Source organism: Streptomyces sp. NPDC021356, assembly GCF_040641015.1.
Lineage (GTDB): Bacteria > Actinomycetota > Actinomycetes > Streptomycetales > Streptomycetaceae > Streptomyces.
This window is the reverse complement of record NZ_JBFACU010000034.1, coordinates 18,811-36,971: the sequence shown is the minus strand read 5'-3', so window position 1 is coordinate 36,971 and position 18,161 is coordinate 18,811. Positions and strand designations below refer to the sequence as shown.

The 18,161-nt window shown below is 72.9% G+C and carries 14 protein-coding genes; 10 read left to right on the top strand and 4 right to left on the bottom strand.

Annotation, left to right across the window (positions count from 1 at the left end; all coding sequences use genetic code 11):
* Window positions 1-2 precede the first annotated feature (2 nt).
* Window positions 3-884: an acyl-CoA thioesterase II gene (locus tag AB0G56_RS33400; protein ID WP_360977054.1), complete on the top strand. Its 882-nt coding sequence runs from the start codon at window positions 3-5 to the stop codon at window positions 882-884.
* A 5-nt stretch (window positions 885-889) separates the two neighbouring features.
* On the top strand, window positions 890-1,876 hold the full coding sequence (locus AB0G56_RS33395; protein WP_360977052.1) for a cation diffusion facilitator family transporter: 987 nt from the start codon (window positions 890-892) through the stop codon (window positions 1,874-1,876).
* Window positions 1,877-1,885: 9 nt separating this feature from the next.
* Here AB0G56_RS33395 and AB0G56_RS33390 read toward each other — a convergent pair whose 3' ends face one another.
* The gene (locus AB0G56_RS33390) at window positions 1,886-2,677 is read right to left on the bottom strand and encodes a phosphatase (RefSeq protein ID WP_360977049.1); all 792 of its coding nucleotides are present in this window, start codon (window positions 2,675-2,677) and stop codon (window positions 1,886-1,888) included.
* An 88-nt stretch (window positions 2,678-2,765) separates the two neighbouring features.
* A complete protein-coding gene (locus tag AB0G56_RS33385; RefSeq protein WP_360977046.1) occupies window positions 2,766-4,334 on the bottom strand; it encodes a PucR family transcriptional regulator ligand-binding domain-containing protein in 1,569 nt (522 codons plus the stop codon).
* A 197-nt stretch (window positions 4,335-4,531) separates the two neighbouring features.
* On the opposite strand from AB0G56_RS33385, the gene AB0G56_RS33380 reads away from it, so the two are divergent.
* From AB0G56_RS33380 to AB0G56_RS33370, 3 genes are read left to right on the top strand one after another with little or no spacing between them, the layout of a single operon-like run.
* Window positions 4,532-6,016, top strand: a complete 1,485-nt coding sequence (locus AB0G56_RS33380; RefSeq protein ID WP_360977043.1) for a sodium:solute symporter — start codon at window positions 4,532-4,534, stop codon at window positions 6,014-6,016.
* A 56-nt stretch (window positions 6,017-6,072) separates the two neighbouring features.
* The gene (gene speB, locus AB0G56_RS33375; protein WP_360977040.1) at window positions 6,073-7,041 is read left to right on the top strand and encodes an agmatinase; all 969 of its coding nucleotides are present in this window, start codon (window positions 6,073-6,075) and stop codon (window positions 7,039-7,041) included.
* A 23-nt stretch (window positions 7,042-7,064) separates the two neighbouring features.
* Window positions 7,065-8,750, top strand: a complete 1,686-nt coding sequence (locus tag AB0G56_RS33370) for a thiamine pyrophosphate-binding protein (RefSeq protein WP_360977038.1) — start codon at window positions 7,065-7,067, stop codon at window positions 8,748-8,750.
* A 96-nt stretch (window positions 8,751-8,846) separates the two neighbouring features.
* Here AB0G56_RS33370 and AB0G56_RS33365 read toward each other — a convergent pair whose 3' ends face one another.
* Complete coding sequence (locus tag AB0G56_RS33365) at window positions 8,847-9,467, bottom strand: hypothetical protein (RefSeq protein ID WP_360977035.1); 621 nt, start codon at window positions 9,465-9,467, stop codon at window positions 8,847-8,849.
* Window positions 9,468-9,556: 89 nt separating this feature from the next.
* Entirely contained in the window at window positions 9,557-9,928 is a 372-nt protein-coding gene (locus tag AB0G56_RS33360; protein WP_360977032.1) for a hypothetical protein, read from the bottom strand.
* Between the two features lie 122 nt (window positions 9,929-10,050).
* On the opposite strand from AB0G56_RS33360, the gene AB0G56_RS33355 reads away from it, so the two are divergent.
* From AB0G56_RS33355 to AB0G56_RS33335, 5 genes are all read left to right on the top strand, one after another.
* A complete protein-coding gene (locus tag AB0G56_RS33355; protein ID WP_360977029.1) occupies window positions 10,051-10,980 on the top strand; it encodes a serine hydrolase in 930 nt (309 codons plus the stop codon).
* 53 nt (window positions 10,981-11,033) lie between these two features.
* Window positions 11,034-12,095: an esterase-like activity of phytase family protein gene (locus tag AB0G56_RS33350; RefSeq protein ID WP_360977026.1), complete on the top strand. Its 1,062-nt coding sequence runs from the start codon at window positions 11,034-11,036 to the stop codon at window positions 12,093-12,095.
* Window positions 12,096-12,342: 247 nt separating this feature from the next.
* Window positions 12,343-16,074, top strand: a complete 3,732-nt coding sequence (locus tag AB0G56_RS33345) for an ABC transporter ATP-binding protein (RefSeq protein WP_360977023.1) — start codon at window positions 12,343-12,345, stop codon at window positions 16,072-16,074.
* An 82-nt stretch (window positions 16,075-16,156) separates the two neighbouring features.
* Window positions 16,157-16,546 carry a hypothetical protein gene (locus AB0G56_RS33340; protein WP_360977021.1) on the top strand — a complete coding sequence of 130 codons (390 nt, stop codon included), beginning with the start codon at window positions 16,157-16,159 and terminating at the stop codon, window positions 16,544-16,546.
* Between the two features lie 164 nt (window positions 16,547-16,710).
* Window positions 16,711-18,141, top strand: coding sequence for a S28 family serine protease (locus AB0G56_RS33335; protein WP_360977018.1), 1,431 nt, complete (start codon window positions 16,711-16,713; stop codon window positions 18,139-18,141).
* Window positions 18,142-18,161 lie beyond the last annotated feature (20 nt).

Genomic DNA, 18,161 nt, shown 5'->3' with positions numbered 1-18,161 from the left:
CCGTGAGCACGGCACTGCAGTCCCTGCTCGATCTGCTCGACCTGGAGCGGATCGAGCGGGACATCTTCCGCGGCCGGTCCCGCTCCGCCGTCGTACCCCGCGTCTTCGGCGGGCAGGTCGCGGCGCAGGCACTGGTCGCCGCCGGGCGCACGGTGCCCGCCGACCGGCACGCGCACTCGCTGCACGCCTACTTCCTGCGCCCCGGCGACCCCGGCGCGCCCATCGTCTACACGGTGGACCGCATCCGCGACGGCCGCTCCTTCACCACCCGGCGGGTCGTCGCCGTCCAGCACGGACAGCCGATCTTCCACCTCTCGGCGTCCTTCCAGACGTACGAGGAGGGCCTGGACCACCAGGTCCCCATGCCGTCCGCCCCCGACCCGGAGACCCTGCCCACCTCCGCCGAACGGCTGCGCGGCTACGACCACCTGCCGCCCGAGGTGATCGAACGGTTCCTCGAAACCCGCGAGGCCGTCGACCTGCGGTACGTCGACGAGCCCCCGTACGGGGAGTTCGGCGCACCCCGCGAGCCGCACTCCCAGGTGTGGTTCCGCACCAACGGCAAACTCGACGGCGACATCGACCAGCCCCTCCTGCACGTCGTCCTCGCCACCTACGTCTCCGACATGACGCTGCTCGACTCGGTGCTGCTCGCGCACGGGCGCGGCGGCTGGGCGGTGGGGGACGTCGTCGGGGCCTCCCTGGACCACGCCATGTGGTTCCACCGGCCGTTCCGCGCCGACGAGTGGCTGCTGTACGACCAGGAGTCGCCCTCGGCGTCCGGCGGGCGCGGCCTCGGGCAGGCCCGCATCCACACGCGGGACGGCCGGCTGGCCGTCTCGGTGATCCAGGAAGGCGTGGTCCGCGTTCCCCGGGAACACTGAGGGGCATGGCGGACACCGCACGGGACACGACAGCACAGCGGGCAGGCGGCGGCGAGAGCACCTTCACGGTGATCGTCGCCGCCCTGGCCAACCTCGGCATCGCGCTGGCCAAGGCGGTGGCCGGGGTGCTCAGCGGATCCAGCGCCATGCTGTCCGAGGCCGCGCACTCCGTGGCCGACACGGTCACCGAGGTCCTGCTGCTCACCGCGCTCAAGCGCAGCGAACGCCCCGCCGACGAGGACCACCCGCTCGGCTACGGCCCCGAGCGCTACATCTGGGCGCTGCTCGCCGCCGTCGCCACGTTCGTCGGCGGCGCGGTCTTCTCCCTCTACGACGGCGTCCACACCCTCCTCGCCGGGGAGGAACTCGGCGACCCGCTGGTGTCGTACATCGTCCTCGCCGTCGCCTTCCTGCTGGAGGGCTTCTCCCTGCGCACCGGCCTGCGCCAGGCCCGCGGTGAGGCCGCGCGCCTCAAGGTGCCCTTCCCCCGCTACTTCCGGCGCACCGCCGACACCGCCGTCAAGGCCGTCGTCATGGAGGACTCCGCCGCCCTGGCCGGCCTGCTGCTCGCGGCCGGCGGCCTGCTCGGCGGGCAGCTCACCGGCTCCGGCGTCTGGGACGGCATCGCCTCCCTGTGCATCGGCGCACTGCTCCTGTACGTGGCCTGGGTGCTGGGCCGCTCCAACGTGGAACTGCTCATCGGACGCCCGCTGCCCCGCGCCACCCGGGAGCGGATCCGGGTGGAGCTGCTGGCGGTGGAGCACATCGAGGCCGTACTGGAGCTGACCACGCTCGTGCAGGGCCCCAGGGAGGCCCTGGTGGCGGCGAAGGTCGACTTCCGGGACGTGTCGACCGCGGCGCAGATCGAGTGGGCGTGCGAGCGGGCCGAGCAACGGCTGCGCGAGGCGTTCCCCGTCGTCAGCCGGGTCTACCTGGACCCGACACCGGGATACGCGCAGCGCCGCTCGGAGGGGCTCAGTCCCTGGCCGTGACGGGCGCGGTCAGAAGGCCAGGCCCGCCCGGTCCAGCAGGTAGGCGGTCATCGGGTCGTAGAAGCGGGGGCTGACCACGTGGTCGTCGAGGGGGACCGTCACCTGGACGGTCCCCTCGGCCTCGGCGAGGAAGAGGGCCGGGTCGTTGCAGTCGGCGTAGCCGACGGAGTCCACGCCGAGCTGCCCGGCGCAGCCCGCCCAGCCGTGGTCGGCGACGACCAGGTCGGGCAGCGGGCGGCCCGCGCGCTCCAGGCCGGTGAGGACGGCCCGCATCGGCTCGCCCGAGTGGGTGTGCCACAGCGTGGCGCCGTGTTCGAGCACCGCCACGTCCGCGAACTGCATGACGTACCCCTCGTCCGTCCGCAGCCCCTCCGGGATGACGACGATCTCGCAGCCGGCGGCGCGCAGCGCGGCGCCCGTGGCGCGGTGCACGTCCAGCAGGCCGCCGGGGTGACCGGTGGCGAACAGCACGCGCTGGCCGCCGTCGGCCGCCTTGCGCAGCCGGCCGGCCAGCCGCTCCAGGCCGTCGACGGTCAGCTCGGGGTCGATGGTGTCCTGGCCCTGCCGGTACTCGGGGTCGTCGTTGACGCCGACCCGTTCGGCCATCACCGCGAGCACGTCCTGCTCGTCGCTCCAGCGGTCGCCGAGTTCCAGGCCGAGCCAGAAGTTCCGGTCGCCGTTGGCCAGCTTGCGGTAGTGCGAGAGGTTGTTCTCACGGGGCGTGGCGACGTCCCCCGCGATACGGGTCCTCACGAGATGGTCGACGAGTTCGGCGCGGCTGGGTGTCCCGGGTATCGGCATGGCACCCATTGTGGGGCAGCCCGCTGCACGAGTCCGCCGCATGCCACGGGCTGGGACGCGGGTCACTCGCCGTGCCCGGCCGTGCCCCTCACTCCCCGTGCCTGAGCGCGAACCACAGTTCCATGCGGACGTCGGGGTCGTCGAGGTCGGTGTGGAGGAGGGCCGCGCAGCGGGTGATGCGTTGGCGGACGGTGTTGCGGTGGACGGCCAGGGCGGTCGCGGTGCGGTCCCAGCTGCCGTGCAGGGAGAGCCAGGCGCGCAGGGTCTCGGTGAGGGCGGGGTGCGCGGCGAGGGGGGCCAGGACGGTGCGGGCGTGGGCCGCGGCCTCCTCGGGCGGGAGCAGGGCGCCGAGGCCGGGGCGGGCGCCGTGGCGGACCAGGGGGCTGCGGGTGGCGCGGGCGCGGGCCAGGGCGCGCGCCGCCTGCGTGTCGGCGGCCGGCCACTCCCGCGGGGGGACGGCCGTACTGACCCCGAGCGTCCAGCCGGGCTGGCGTACCGCCTCCCGCTCGGCGGGCAACAGGACCCGTACGACGCCGGACTCGGCGCAGAGGTCCACCAGCGCCGAACCCAGGGCAGCGCCGAGGGCGGAGGCGGCGACGGCGTCCGCCGGCCGGTGCTCGGGGCGTGCGTGGACGACGGTCCACCGCCCCTGCCCGAGCAGCGGTGCCACGTCCTGCGCGGGAGCCCCGAGCAGCATCCGGACCAGCGCCGCCGATTGGGCCGCAGACGTGCCGCTCAGGTGCTCGCCGGTCAGCAGGGACAGCAGGACGGCGGCGACGGAGGCGATGGTGTGGTCCCCGGGCTCGCGGCGCGGGGCCGCCACCCCGAGGACGAAGCCCTGGCCGGCGCCGAGCGCGTAGGCGGCGAGGTGGCTGCCCGCCACGGTGTCGGCCGCGGAGCTGGGCGCGTACGGGCCGGCCGGCGCCCCCGGCTGCGCGCCGGACGCGGGCGGCGCTGCCGGATTCGGCCGGGTACCGGAAGCCGGTCGCACCACCGCCGCCAGACCGGCCAGCGCCGCCCGCACCTCCTGTGCCGGCTCCCGGCCCGCGCCCGCGATCCGGGTCCCGTCGGGACCGTAGAGCACGGCCCGGCCGCCCAGCCGCTGGGCGAGCTGGCGCAGCACGGAAGGGACGGGATCGGGGCGGGACGCCGCGGCGGCCAGGCTCTGCTGGGCCTCGGTGACCCGGCGCAGCTCGGCCATGCGCAACTGGGCGACCAGCTGCCACACGGCACGGGCGACCCCGGAGAACGTCGTCCGGGGCGGCACCTCCAGGAGCGGCAGGCCACGTGCCTCGCAGGCGGCCGTCAGCGCGGCCGGGACCGTGTCGTGCAGGGGTGCCACACCGAACCCGAGGGCCGCGCCGCCCGCCGCGACGATCCGGGCGACGTAGTCGTCGAAGCAGGCGTCCGGCGCGTCCTGCGCCATGTGCACACCGGCCGTCAGCAGCAGCTCGCCGCCCAGCAGGTACGGGTAGGGGTCGGCCATCTCCGAGGTGTGCGCCCAGTGGATCACGACGTCCGGTCCGCACGGCCCGGCGATCTGGCGCAGGGCGAGGTCCTCGCGGGCCAGCAGCGCGGACAGCGGGACAGGCGGGGTGGGTGGGACCACCGGGGCTACCGGGGCTGGTGAGTCCGGCATGGTGTGCGTTCCCTCCATCCCCGCCCCCTCGAATGGATGAAACGTACACTTCGCAGTCGCTTTCCGGCCACCTAATGTCGTTCCAGACCCGGCGGCCGCGGGTACGGGCGGATGTCCCCGCGTGCCACTGCCGACGCCCCCTTCCCGGGGGACCCCAGGAAATCCACACGTCTCTGCACGACCCGCCACCGGACAGTGCGCGAAGGAGGGCCCCCATGGCCGTCGACTACACGGTGATCGTTCTCTATCTGGCCGGGATGCTGGCCATGGGCTGGTGGGGCATGCGCCGCGCCAAGTCCAAGAGCGAGTTCCTGGTGGCGGGCCGCCGCCTGGGGCCCGCGATGTACTCCGGCACCATGGCGGCGATCGTCCTCGGCGGCGCGTCCACCATCGGCGGTGTGGGGCTCGGCTACAAGTACGGGCTCTCCGGGGCCTGGATGGTCTTCACCATCGGCCTCGGCATCCTCGCCCTGTCGGTCTTCTTCTCCGCCCGCATCGCCCGGCTGCGGGTCTACACCGTCTCCGAGATGCTCGACCTGCGCTACGGCGGGAAGGCGGGCATCATCTCCGGCGTGGTCATGTGGGCGTACACCCTCATGCTCGCGGTCACCTCCACGATCGCCTACGCCACCATCTTCGACGTGCTCTTCGACCTGAACCGCACCGTCGCCATCGTCATCGGCGGCGCGATCGTCGTCGCGTACTCCACCCTCGGCGGCATGTGGTCCATCACGCTGACCGACATGGTGCAGTTCGTCGTCAAGACGATCGGCGTCCTGCTCCTGCTGCTGCCCATCGCCGTCGTCAAGGCGGGTGGCTTCGGCGCGATGCGGGCCAAGCTGCCGACCTCGTACTTCGACCCGCTGGGCATCGGCGGCGAGACGATCTTCACCTACGTGCTGATCTACACCTTCGGCATGCTCATCGGCCAGGACATCTGGCAGCGCGTGTTCACCGCCCGCAGCGACAGGGTCGCCCGCCACGGCGGCACCGTCGCCGGCACCTACTGCCTCGTCTACGCCCTGGCCGGCGCCGTCATCGGCACCGCCGCCAAGGTGCTCTACCCGCACCTGGGCAGCGCCGACGACGCGTTCGCCACCATCGTCAAGGACGAACTGCCCGTGGGCGTGCGCGGCCTGGTCCTCGCCGCCGCCCTGGCCGCCGTGATGTCGACCTCCTCCGGCGCGCTGATCGCCTGCGCCACCGTCGCCAACAACGACATCTGGTCCCGGCTGCGGGGCGCGGTGCGCCGCACCGGCGAGGCGCACGACGGCGAGCACGACGAGGCGCACGACGAGGTCAAGGGCAACCGCGCCTTCATCCTGATCATGGGCGTCGGCGTCATCGGCACCGCGATCGCGCTGAACAACGTCGTCGAGGCGCTGACCGTGGCGTACAACCTGCTCGTCGGCGGCCTGCTCGTGCCGATCCTCGGCGGGCTGCTGTGGAAGCGCGGCACCGCGCCCGGCGCCCTCGCCTCCGTGACCGTCGGCGGCCTCGCGGTCATCGGCCTGATGGCGGGCTTCGGCATCCTCGCCAACGAGCCCGTCTACTACGGCCTGCTGTCCTCGCTGGTCGCCTACGTCGCCGTGTCGCTGGCCACCAGGCCCACCGACGAGTCCGTCCTCGCCGTCTGGCGCGAACGCCTCGCCGGACGCACACCCGAACCCGCGTCCGAACCCGTCCCGGCGCACCCGTAGAGTCGCCAGGAAAGCAGTACATGCGCGACGAAGCGCAGGAAAGAAGGCATTTCACCATGAGCAGCAACGAGACGCCCCGCGGCCCCGTCGACTCCTCCCGCGTCCCGCGCTACGCCGGCCCCGCCACCTTCGCCCGGCTGCCCCGCCTCGACGAGGTCGGTACCACCGACGTCGCCGTCGTGGGCGTGCCGTTCGACTCGGGCGTCTCCTACCGGCCGGGCGCCCGCTTCGGCGGCAACGCCATCCGCGAGGCGTCCCGGCTGCTGCGCCCCTACAACCCCGCCCAGGACGCTTCCCCGTTCGCCCTCGCCCAGGTCGCGGACGGCGGTGACATCGCGGTGAACCCGTTCAACATCAACGAGGCCGTGGAGACCGTCGAGGCCGCCGCCGACGAGCTGCTCGGCACCGGCGCCCGCCTGATGACCCTCGGCGGCGACCACACCATCGCCCTGCCGCTGCTCAGGTCCGTCGCCAAGAAGCACGGCCCGGTCGCGCTGCTCCACTTCGACGCCCACCTCGACACCTGGGACACCTACTTCGGCGCCGAGTACACCCACGGCACCCCGTTCCGCCGCGCCGTCGAGGAGGGCATCCTCGACACCTCCGCCCTCTCCCACGTCGGCACCCGCGGCCCGCTGTACGGCAAGCAGGACCTCACCGACGACGAGAAGATGGGCTTCGGCATCGTCACCTCCGCGGACGTCTACCGCCGCGGCGCCGACGAGGTGGCCGACCAGCTGCGCCAGCGCATCGGCGACCGACCGCTGTACATCTCCATCGACATCGACTGCCTCGACCCGGCCCACGCCCCCGGCACCGGGACCCCCGAGGCGGGCGGCATGACCTCCCGCGAACTCCTGGAGATCCTGCGCGGCCTGGCCTCCTGCAACCTCGTGTCGGCGGACGTCGTCGAGGTCGCCCCGGCCTACGACCACGCCGAGATCACCTCCGTCGCCGCCTCCCACACGGCGTACGAACTGACCACCATCATGAGCCGCCAGATCGCGGCGGCCCGCACCGCATGACGCACTGAGGAGACCGAGCCCAAGTGACCCACGACCACGACCTGGTGCTCCGCCCGACGCCCGCGCAGACGGAGGCCGCCCTGAACCCTCCCCCCGGCCGCACCGGCGGAGACCTCGTCGTGGAGACCCTGGCCGGGCTCGGCGCGACCACCGTCTTCGGCCTGCCCGGCCAGCACGCCCTCGGCATGTTCGACGCGCTGCGCCGCTCCGACCTGCGCTACATCGGCCTGAGGGTGGAGAACAACGCGGGCTTCGCCGCCGACGCCTACGGCCGCCTCACCGGCGAGGCCGCCCCGCTGCTCCTGTCGACCGGCCCGGGAGCCCTCACCTCCCTGGCCGCCCTCCAGGAGGCGGCGGCGGCCTCCGCGCCCGTCCTCGCGATCGGCAGCCAGGTCCCGACCGCGGGACTCGGCGGCGGACGCCACGGCTACCTGCACGAACTGCCCGACCAGGCGGCCTCGTTCCGGGGCGTGGTGAAGTCCGTCCACACGGTCCGCACCCAGTCCCAGATCCCGTCCGCGATCGCGGCGGCCTGGCAGTCGGCGCTCACCGCCCCGCACGGCCCGGTCTGGGTGGAGATCCCGCAGGACGTGCTGCTGGCACAGACCTCCCTGCCGGTGGTGACCGCGATGGACGCGGCCCCGGAAGACGTCGTACCGCGCCCCGAACTGACGGCCGTAGCGGCACGGTTGCTGTCCACGGCCACCCGCCCGGTGATCGTCGCGGGCGGGGGCGTGGTCCGGGCGGACGCCGCCGGGAAGCTGCGGGCGCTGGCCGAGAGGCTGAACGCCCCCGTCGTCACCACCTTCGGCGGCAAGGGCGCCTTCCCCTGGAACCACCCGCTCTCGCTCCAGTCCTGGCTGGAGGACCGGCACACCACCGACTTCCTGGAGGACGCCGACGTCCTGCTGGTCGTCGGCTCAGGACTCGGCGAACTCTCCTCGAACTACCACACGTTCGCGCCGCGCGGCCGGGTGATCCAGATCGAGGCCGACCCCGGCAAACTGGAGTCCAACCACCCCGCCCTCGGCATCCACGCCGACGCCCGACTCGCCCTCCAGGCACTCCTGGAGACGGTGGACGAGCGCGCCGACGACACGGCCGCCGACCGCGTACGCGACCTCCTCGCCAAGGTCCGCGACCGCATCGCCGCCCAGGACCTCACCCTGGAGCAGGAGGTGCTGGCGTCGGTGCGCCGCGCCCTGCCCGCCGGCTCACCGTCCTTCTGGGACATGACGATCCTGGCGTACTGGGCCTGGTCGGCCTTCGACGCCAAGGCACCCAACACCATGCACTCCGCCCAGGGCGCCGGCGGCCTCGGCTACGGCTTCCCGGCGGCGCTCGGCGCGGCGGTGGCCGACCCCACCCGCCCGGTGCTCGCGGTGTCCGGCGACGGCGGCGCCCTGTACTCGATCGCCGAACTGGCCACGGCCCGCCAGTACGACCTGGACGTCACCTGGCTGATCGTCGACGACGGCGGCTACGGCATCCTGCGCGAGTACATGACCGACGCCTTCGGGCAGGCCACGGCCACGGAACTCACCCGCCCCGACTACGTCGCCCTCGCCGAGTCCTTCGGCGTACCGGGCGTGCGTACGTCCCCCGACACGCTGGAGGCCGACCTGGCGCGGGCGCTGGCGACGCCCGGCCCGTCGGTGGTCGTCCTCCCCGCCGTCCTGCGCATGTTCGCGCCTACGCACCTGGACTGACGGTCGTCGCCGAATGCCGGCCGCCGGCTGCTGATTCCTGACTCCTGACTGCCGACTGCCGACTGCCGACCACTGATCGTCGGCCGTCGGCCGCCGTCAGCTGAGCCAGAAGAAGATCGTGTCCAGGTTCTGCCCGAGTTCCCGTGCGCTCTCCCATTCCTCCGCCTCGAACCGCAGCACCTCGGCGAACCGGCCGACGGTGTCCGCGCTCTCCTCGTCGAGGCGGGGGAGAACGGCCTCGTAGGCGTCCGCGACCGCGGCGGCCCGCGGGGCCGGCAGGGTGCCGATCGACGGTGCGACGTCCCCGGGGTGCGGCAGCGGGATCGGCGCCCCGCTGAACAGGAACGACATCAGGCGCAGCTCGGAGGGCACTCCGTGGCGGGCCAGTTCGTCGTCCACGTGCCCGAACCAGGACGTGCGCCGCCACCACCCCAGGTCCGTGGGGTCCGAGAAGTGACACGCCACCGCGGCGTGGAACGCGCGGCGGTAGGCGGGGTCCATGTCCTTGCTGAAGCCGCTGTCCATCAGCTCGTCCAGGGCCTGACGGACCGACACGTCACTGTCGATGCCGTCCTCGCGCAACCGCGCGTCCGTCTCCTCGCACCGCTCGCGCACGATCGCGAGTATCCGCTGCTGCTCGGGCGTCGGCTCCACGGCGGTGAGCAGCCGGACGACCTGACGCATGTCCCCGGTGCTCATCTCCAGGTGATGGCTCACTGTTTCCTCCCCGTTGCCCGTCGACGACCGGACCATGATCGCAAGGTCCGCCGACCGGGCCGACGGGCGGGGCCGGAAACAGGGGCCCTTCACCCCTCCACGAGCCGCCCGTACTTCTCCGCGTGGGCCGCGCGCTGTTCGGCGTACCCGTCCGCGAAGGCGTGCATCTCGCGCGGGTTCATGGTGTCGCCCGGAACGCCCTTGGGCGGCAGCAGGTCCGGTACCTCCCGGACGACCTCGGCAGCCGACTTCCAGTGGTCGCCCCCGCGGCACCTGGCCGCCATGACGTGATCCATCAGGGACGACAGCTCCTTGCCGAGGAAACGCATCGGCATCTCCTTCACGGCGAGGTCGTCCCGCCGCGGCGCCGCTCCCCCCTTCCCGGCCAGCAGACGTATCGTCCACAGTGCCGCGAGGAGCCGGCCGGACAAGTGGTGGTCGCTCGGCTTCTGTTCTGCCACGCGCTCTTCCTACCCACGGCGGTGCCGCTCATCCGGAGCCGTCGACAGGCGTGTTCCGGCCACCTGTGCGCAAGTTGCCGCGTCCGTACAACCATTACCGCGAATCCGAGCGTCCACTGGGTATGACTCACTGGATATCACGACGCGTCAGGACGCTCGCGGCGATCGGTGCGGGCGCCGGGATGCTCGTTCCCTGCGTGGCCGCCGCGACGCCCGCAGCCGCTGCCCCCGCACCGAAGGTCAGCTGCACGTCCGGCAAGGCGGGACTGGCCGCCCAGCTGCAGAAGGACATCACCGCCGCCATGGCGGGCCGCAAGGGCTCCATCGCCGTCGGCGTGCGCGACCGCAGCACCGACACCACCTGCACCTTCCGGGAGTCGAGCGCCTACGACTCGGCGAGCGTGGTCAAGGTGACCGTCCTCGCCACCCTGCTGTGGGACGCCAAGAAGACGAACCGTCTGCTCACCGACCGCGAGGCCGACCTCGCCAAGGCGATGATCACCCAGTCGGACAACGACTCGACGTCCGCCCTGTGGAAGCAGCTCGGCCTGACCAAGGTCAAGGGCTTCCTGAGCGCCGCCGGTATGACCCAGACCAAGCCGGGCACCGACGGCTACTGGGGCCTCACCCAGATCACCGTGCGCGACGAGCAGAAGCTGCTCGCCCTCGTCACGGCGAAGAACTCGGTCCTGAGCGACAACTCCCGCGCCTACATCCTCAAGCTGATGGGCCAGGTCGTCTCCTCCCAGCGCTGGGGCACCCCCGCCGGGGCGCCCTCCACCGTCGCCTGGCACGTGAAGAACGGCTGGCTGGAGCGTGCCACCCACGGCTGGCGGGTGCACAGCGTCGGCACCTTCAACGGCGGCGGCCACGACTACACGATCACGGTGCTCACCCAGGACAACAGCACCATGGACTACGGCGTCACCACCATCCAGAACATCGCCCGGGCCGTCCACAAGGACATCGCCCCCACCGCGCGGTGGGTCAAGCGCGCGGAGCCGACGTCCACGCCCAGGGAGGCGATCGTCCCGGTGCCGCCGACCGGCTGACCCTTCACGAGGCGGTCTCCCGCCGGTCACCGGGGAGCCCTACGGTGACGGTCATGCGCCTGAGAACCGTACTCGCGACCGTCACCGCCGGCCTGGCGGCGGCCACCTGCCTCACCGCCGGGCCGGCCGCCGCCTCCACCGCCCCCGCCGCCACGGCCCGGGACCGCACAGGGGCCGGGGACCACTCCTGCTCCCCGTCCGTCACCCTCGACCGCTTCTCCGACGCGCTCGACAAGACGACGTACCACGGCTCGTACGCCGGCAACTTCTCCGCGCTCGCCCGCGACCGGCACGGCGACCTGGCAGCGCTCTCCGACCGCTCCGAGCTGTTCACCCTGGACCGGCGCACACTGAAACCGACCGGTGTCGTCGCCCTCGCCGACGAGAAGGGCGCGCCGCTCGACTCCGAGGGCCTGGTCGCCGACCGGGACGGCACCCGCCTGGTCACCTCCGAGACCGAGCCGTCCGTACGCCGCTACTCCCGTGACGGCCGCATCCTGGACCGGCTGCCCGTGCCCGACGCGCTGCGCGTGGCCCCCGCCGGCCGCGCCACCGCCAACCAGACCTTCGAGGGCCTGACCCTGCTGCCCGGCGGCCGCACGCTCCTCGCCTCCATGGAGTACGCGCTCAGCGGCGACGACGCCCGCACCGTCCGCTTCCAGACCTGGCAGCGGACCGGGGACGGCCACTTCCGGCTCGCCGCGCAGTACGCCTACCGCACCGACGACGCGAGCCTCGGCGTCCCCGAGGTCCAGGCCACCCCCGACGGCCGGCTGCTCGTCCTGGAGCGCGGCTTCACCGCCGGGACGGGCAACACCGTCCGCCTCTACCTCGCCGACCCGCGCGGCGCGACCGACACCAGCGGCGTCGCGAAGCTGACCGGACAGAGCGGCGTCCGCCCCGTCGGGAAGACCCTCCTCACCGACATCGCCGCCTGCCCTTCCCTCGGCGCCACCGCCAGGCAGCCCCAGCCCAACCCGCTCCTGGACAACATCGAGGGCATGACCGTCACCGGCCGCGACGCCCGGGGCCGCCTCCGCGTCCTCCTGGTCAGCGACGACAACGCGAACGCGGCGCAGACGACCAGGTTCTACTACCTGCGGGTCCGGGTGTGACCACCACCTGCGGGTCCGGGTGTGACCACCACCTTCGGGTCCGGGTGTGGCCGCCCCCTCACCGTCCCCGGAGCGCCCCCGCCCCACCCCCGGACCGTCCCCGGACCGCCCCCGGACCGCCGCCGAGCCACCCCCTGAGCGTCCCCGGACCGCCCCCGCCGCGCCACCGAATGTTGCGGGGGGATGAAATCCGCCGCCGCCCTTGTTGGTGCCTTCCGGAAGATCAGGCCGTCAGGGAGGCACCGACGTGGCAGCGCAACCGGGGGAGACACGAGGGTGGGTGCGCAGGCTCGCCTCGTACGCGTGGCGCTGTCCGAAGGACGTCGTCCTCGCCCTCGGCTCCTCACTCGCCGGGATGGCGGTCATGGCCGTCGTCCCGCTGATCACCAAGGTGATCATCGACGACGTCATCGGTGACCACAGCCGCGCCATGGCCCCCTGGGCCGGCGCCCTGATAGGCGCCGCGCTCCTCGTGTACGCCGCCACCTACGTCCGCCGCTACTACGGCGGCCGGCTCGCCCTCGACGTCCAGCACGACCTGCGCACCGAGATGTACGGGTCGATCACGAAGCTGGACGGCCGCCGCCAGGACGACCTGTCCACGGGGCAGGTCATCGGCCGCGCCACCAGCGACCTCCAGCTCATCCAGGGCCTGCTCTTCATGCTGCCGATGACCATCGGCAACGTCCTGCTCTTCGTGATCTCCCTGGTGATCATGGCCTGGCTGTCGCTGCCGCTGACCCTGGTCGCCCTCGCCGTCGCCCCCGCGCTCGGCTGGATCGCCAAGCGCAGCCGCAGCCGGCTGCACCCGGCCACCTGGTACGCGCAGGCGCAGGCGGCGGCCGTCGCCGGCGTGGTGGACGGCGCGGTCAGCGGCGTCCGCGTGGTGAAGGGCTTCGGGCAGGAGGAACAGGAGACCGCCAAGCTGCGCGCGGTCGGCCGCAGGCTGTTCGCCGGGCGGCTGCGCACCATCCGGCTGAACGCCAGGTTCACCCCGGCCCTCCAGTCGGTCCCCGCGCTCGGCCAGGTCGCGATGCTGGCGCTCGGCGGCTGGCTGGCCGTGAAGGGGCACATCACGCTCGGCACGTTCGTCGCCTTCTCCACCTACCTCGCCCAGCTCGTCGGCCCGGTCCGCATGCTCGCCGTGGTCCTCACGGTCGGGCAGCAGGCCCGCGCAGGCACCGAACGCGTGCTGGAGCTGATCGACACCGAGCCCACGCTCACCGAGGGCACCAGGGAACTGCCGGCACACGCGCCCGCCACCGTCGAGTTCGACGACGTGTCCTTCGGCTACACCGACGGCCGCCCCGTCCTCAAGGGCCTGTCCTTCGAGATCCGCCCCGGCGAGACCCTCGCCGTCGTCGGCTCCTCCGGCTCCGGCAAGTCCACCGTCTCCCTGCTCCTGCCGCGCTTCTACGACGTCACCCACGGCGCCGTCCTGATCGGCGGCCACGACGTGCGCGAGCTGACCCTGGACTCGCTCAGGGCCGCGATCGGCCTGGTCCCCGAGGACTCCTTCCTCTTCTCCGACACCGTCCGCGCCAACATCGCCTACGGCCGCCCCGACGCCACCGACGAAGAGATCACGGCCGCCGCGCGCGCCGCCCAGGCGGACCGTTTCATCGCCGAGCTGCCCGACGGCTACGACACCAAGGTCGGCGAGCAGGGCCTGACCCTCTCCGGGGGCCAGCGCCAGCGCGTCGCCCTGGCCCGCGCCATCCTCACCGACCCGCGCCTGCTCGTCCTGGACGACGCCACCTCCGCCGTCGACGCCCGCGTCGAGCACGAGATCCACGAGGCGCTCGCCCAGGTCATGGAGGGCCGCACCACCCTGCTGATCGCGCACCGCCGCTCCACCCTCGGCCTCGCCGACCGCATCGCCGTCCTCGACGGCGGCCGGCTCGCCGACATCGGCACCCACGACGAACTCCAGGAGCGCTCAGCGCTCTACCGGCGCCTGCTCACCGACCCCGACGAACTCGGCGGCGTCTCCCCGGGCCACGCCCTGCCCGCCGCTCCCGCGGAGGACACCTCGGTCCGCGAGGAACTGGACGCGGAGTTCGACGCCGAGCGGGGCATCACACCCACCCTGTGGGCGGGCGAGCGCGAACCGCGCGACGCGGCGACCGCCGGCATGCCCGCCACCCCGGAACTGCTGGCCCAGGTGGAGGCCCTGCCGCCGGCCACCGACACCCCCGACGTCGACGAGGCCCGCGCCGTACGCCCCGAGACCTCCTACGGCCTGCGCCGCCTCCTGCACGGCTTCGGACCGCCCCTGCTGGCCAGCCTCGGCCTCGTCGCCCTGGACGCCGGCATGGGGCTGCTGCTGCCCGTCCTGATCCGGCACGGCATCGACCAGGGCGTCACCAGGATGGCCCTGGGCGCCGTCTGGACGGCCTCCCTGCTGGCTCTGCTCACCGTGCTCGTGCAGTGGGCGGCGCAGACCGGCGAGACCCGGATGACCGGCCGCACCGGCGAGCGCGTCCTGTACACGCTGCGCCTGAAGATCTTCGCCCAGCTCCAGCGGCTCGGCCTGGCCTACTACGAGCGCGAGCTGACCGGCCGGATCATGACGAGGATGACGACGGACGTCGACGCCCTGTCGACGTTCCTGCAGACCGGCCTGGTCACGGCCTTCGTCTCCGTGGTCACCTTCTTCGGCATCATGGTCGCCCTGCTGGTGATCGACGTCCGACTGGCACTGGTCGTCTTCGCGACCCTGCCCCCGCTGATCGTCGCCACGTTCTTCTTCCGCCGGGCCAGCGTCAAGGCCTACCAGCTCGCCCGCGAGCGGGTGTCGGTGGTCAACGCCGACCTCCAGGAGTCGGTGGCCGGGCTGCGCATCGTGCAGGCGTTCCGGCGCGAGCGCGACGGCGGGCGGCGGTTCGCCGAGCGCAGCGACAGCTACCGCAGGGCCCGGATACGCGGACAGTGGCTGATCTCCGTCTACTTCCCGTTCGTGCAGCTCCTGTCCTCGGTCGCGGCGGCCTGCGTGCTGATCGCGGGCGCCGGCCGGGTGGAGGCGGCCACGCTGACCACGGGCGCCCTGGTGGCGTACCTGCTCTACATCGACCTGTTCTTCGCCCCCGTCCAGCAGCTCTCCCAGGTCTTCGACGGCTACCAGCAGGCCACCGTCTCCCTCGGCCGCATCCAGGAACTGCTCCAGGAGCCGACGTCCACCGAGCCAGCCGCCGCGCCCCGCGAGGTGCCCGCGCTGCGCGGCGAGATCGCCTTCGAGGACGTCCGCTTCGCCTACGGCGACGAGGAGGAGGCCCTGACCGGGATCGACCTGCGCATCCCCGCCGGGCAGACCGTCGCCTTCGTCGGCGAGACCGGCGCGGGCAAGTCGACCCTGGTCAAGCTGGTCGCCCGGTTCTACGACCCGACCGGCGGCCGGGTCACCGTGGACGGCACGGACCTGCGCGACCTGGACATCACGGCGTACCGCCACCGGCTCGGCGTCGTACCGCAGGAGGCGTACCTCTTCCCGGGCACCGTCCGCGACGCCATCGCCTACGGCCGCCCGGACGCCACCGACGCCGAGGTGGAGGCCGCGGCCCGCGCGGTCGGCGCGCACGAGATGATCGCCACGCTGGACGGCGGCTACCTGCACGAGGTCGCCGAACGCGGCCGCAACCTGTCGGCCGGGCAGCGCCAGCTCATCGCCCTGGCCCGCGCCGAACTCGTCGACCCGGACGTCCTCCTGCTCGACGAGGCCACGGCCGCCCTCGACCTGGCCACCGAGGCCCAGGTCAACCAGGCCACCGACCGGCTCGCGGGCCGCCGCACCACGCTCGTGGTCGCCCACCGGCTGACCACGGCCGCCCGCGCCGACCGGGTGGTGGTGATGGACCACGGCCGCGTCGCCGAGGACGGCACGCACGACGAACTGCTGGCCCGCGGCGGCCGGTACGCCGAGCTGTGGCGCACCTTCACCGGCACGAGCGAGCCCGAGCAGCCGGTCAGCGCGTCCCGGTGACCCGGCGGGGCAACCATCCGCGGTACGTACGGCGTCCGTACATGCGTACGTCGATGAGCCTGCCGCAAGGGGAGGGGTGACCGTGGACAGGGCTGTGCTGCGCCGCCGGCTGGCGCTCGGCCTGGCCGTGCTGACCGGAGCCGGGCTGCTGGCGCTCGCCGTGCCAGGCGCCGCGCAGGCGGCTTCCGCCGGCTGCGCGGGCCGCGAGGTCAAGGCGCTGCCGTTCGCCACCGGTTCCGTGCACGTCTACAAGCGCGACGGCTACGTCTGCGCGGTCACGGTCTCCGACCGGCCCGGCCGCAAGCAGACGATGTCGGTCACCGTGCAGGCCCGCGGCAACCGCCCGGTCACCGACAAGGGCCGCTACTCCTACCGGGCCGGCCCGGTCACCGTGCACGCCGGCCACCGCTGCGTGCGGGTCGGCGGCTCGGTCGGGTCCCGCTCGGTCAGCAGCGGCTGGATCCTGTGCTGACGGGCCGGGCGGCGGGCCGGGCGGCGGCCCCGGTGGTCGTGCCGACGGGCTGAGCCGCCGGCCCGGCGACGGCCGGGGCGGGAGGCGATTCGCCGACTCCCCTGGTGTGCACCCGAGTTGCTCCGATAGCTTCCGGCGCACATCTGTCTCACAGGGGAGTGTGCATGCGCAAGGCGCTCAGATGGCTGCTGGCGCTGGTGGTGCTCGTCGGCACCGTCAGTACGGCCGGGGCGGCCACCGCCGCCCAGGCAGGGGCCACCGGCACCGACATCAAGGACCGGCTGCTGTCCATACCGGGCATGAGCCTGATCGAGGAGAAGCCCTACACCGGCTACCGCTACTTCGTCCTGAACTACACCCAGCCCATCGACCACCGGCACCCGTCCAAGGGAACCTTCCAGCAGCGGTTCACCCTGCTGCACAAGGGAGTCGACCGTCCGACGGTCTTCTACACCAGCGGCTACAACGTCTCCACCAACCCCAGCCGCAGCGAGCCGACCCGCCTCGTCGACGGCAACCAGGTCTCCCTGGAGTACCGCTTCTTCACCCCGTCCCGGCCCGCCCCGGCCGACTGGTCCAAGCTCGACATCTGGCAGGCGGCCAGTGACCAGCACCGCCTCTTCACGGCCCTCAAGCAGGTCTACTCGCAGAACTGGATCGCCACCGGCGGCTCCAAGGGCGGCATGACAGCCACCTACTACGAGCGGTTCTACCCGCGAGACATGGACGGCGTCGTCGCCTACGTCGCCCCCGACGACGTCGTCAACGACGAGGACTCCGCCTACGACCGCTTCTTCGAGACGGTCGGCACCAAGGAGTGCCGCGACCGGCTCGGCGCCGTACAGCGCGAGGCACTGGTGCGCCGTGAGCCGCTGGAGAAGAAGTACGCGCAGTACGCCGCCGACACCCACGCCACCTTCACCACCATCGGCGGCCTGGACCGCGCCTACGAGGCGGTCGTCCTCGACTACGTGTGGGGCTTTTGGCAGTACAGCCTGCTGAAGGACTGCGACACCATCCCCGCGGACGCCCGCACCGCCACCGACCAGCAGATCTGGGACTCCGTCGACACCATCTCCGGCTTCTCCGCCTACACCGACCAGGGCCTGGAGACCTACACGCCGTACTACTACCAGGCGGGCACCCAGATGGGCGCGCCCACGATCCACTTCCCGCACATCGAGAAGAAGCTGATCCGCTACGGCTACCAGCCGCCGCGCAACTTCGTGCCCCGCTCCATCCCGATGCGGTTCCAGCCGTGGGCGATGCGCGACGTCGACACCTGGGTGCGCCACCACGCGCGGCACATGCTGTTCGTCTACGGGCAGAACGACCCGTGGGGCTCGGAGCGCTTCCGCCTCGGCCACGGCGCCCGGGACTCGTACGTCTTCACGGCACCGGGCATGAACCACGGCGCGAACGTCGCCGGCCTCGTGCCGGACCAGAACGCGCTCGCCACCGCCAGGATCCTCGACTGGGCGGGCGTCGCCCCCGCCGCGGTGCGGGAGAACCCGTCGGCGGCCCGGCCGCTGGCCCGCCCGGACGCGAAGCTGGACGCGCGGGACGTGGAACGCGAGCCCGTGCTCAGGCCGTAGGCACGCTCAGGCCCTCACCA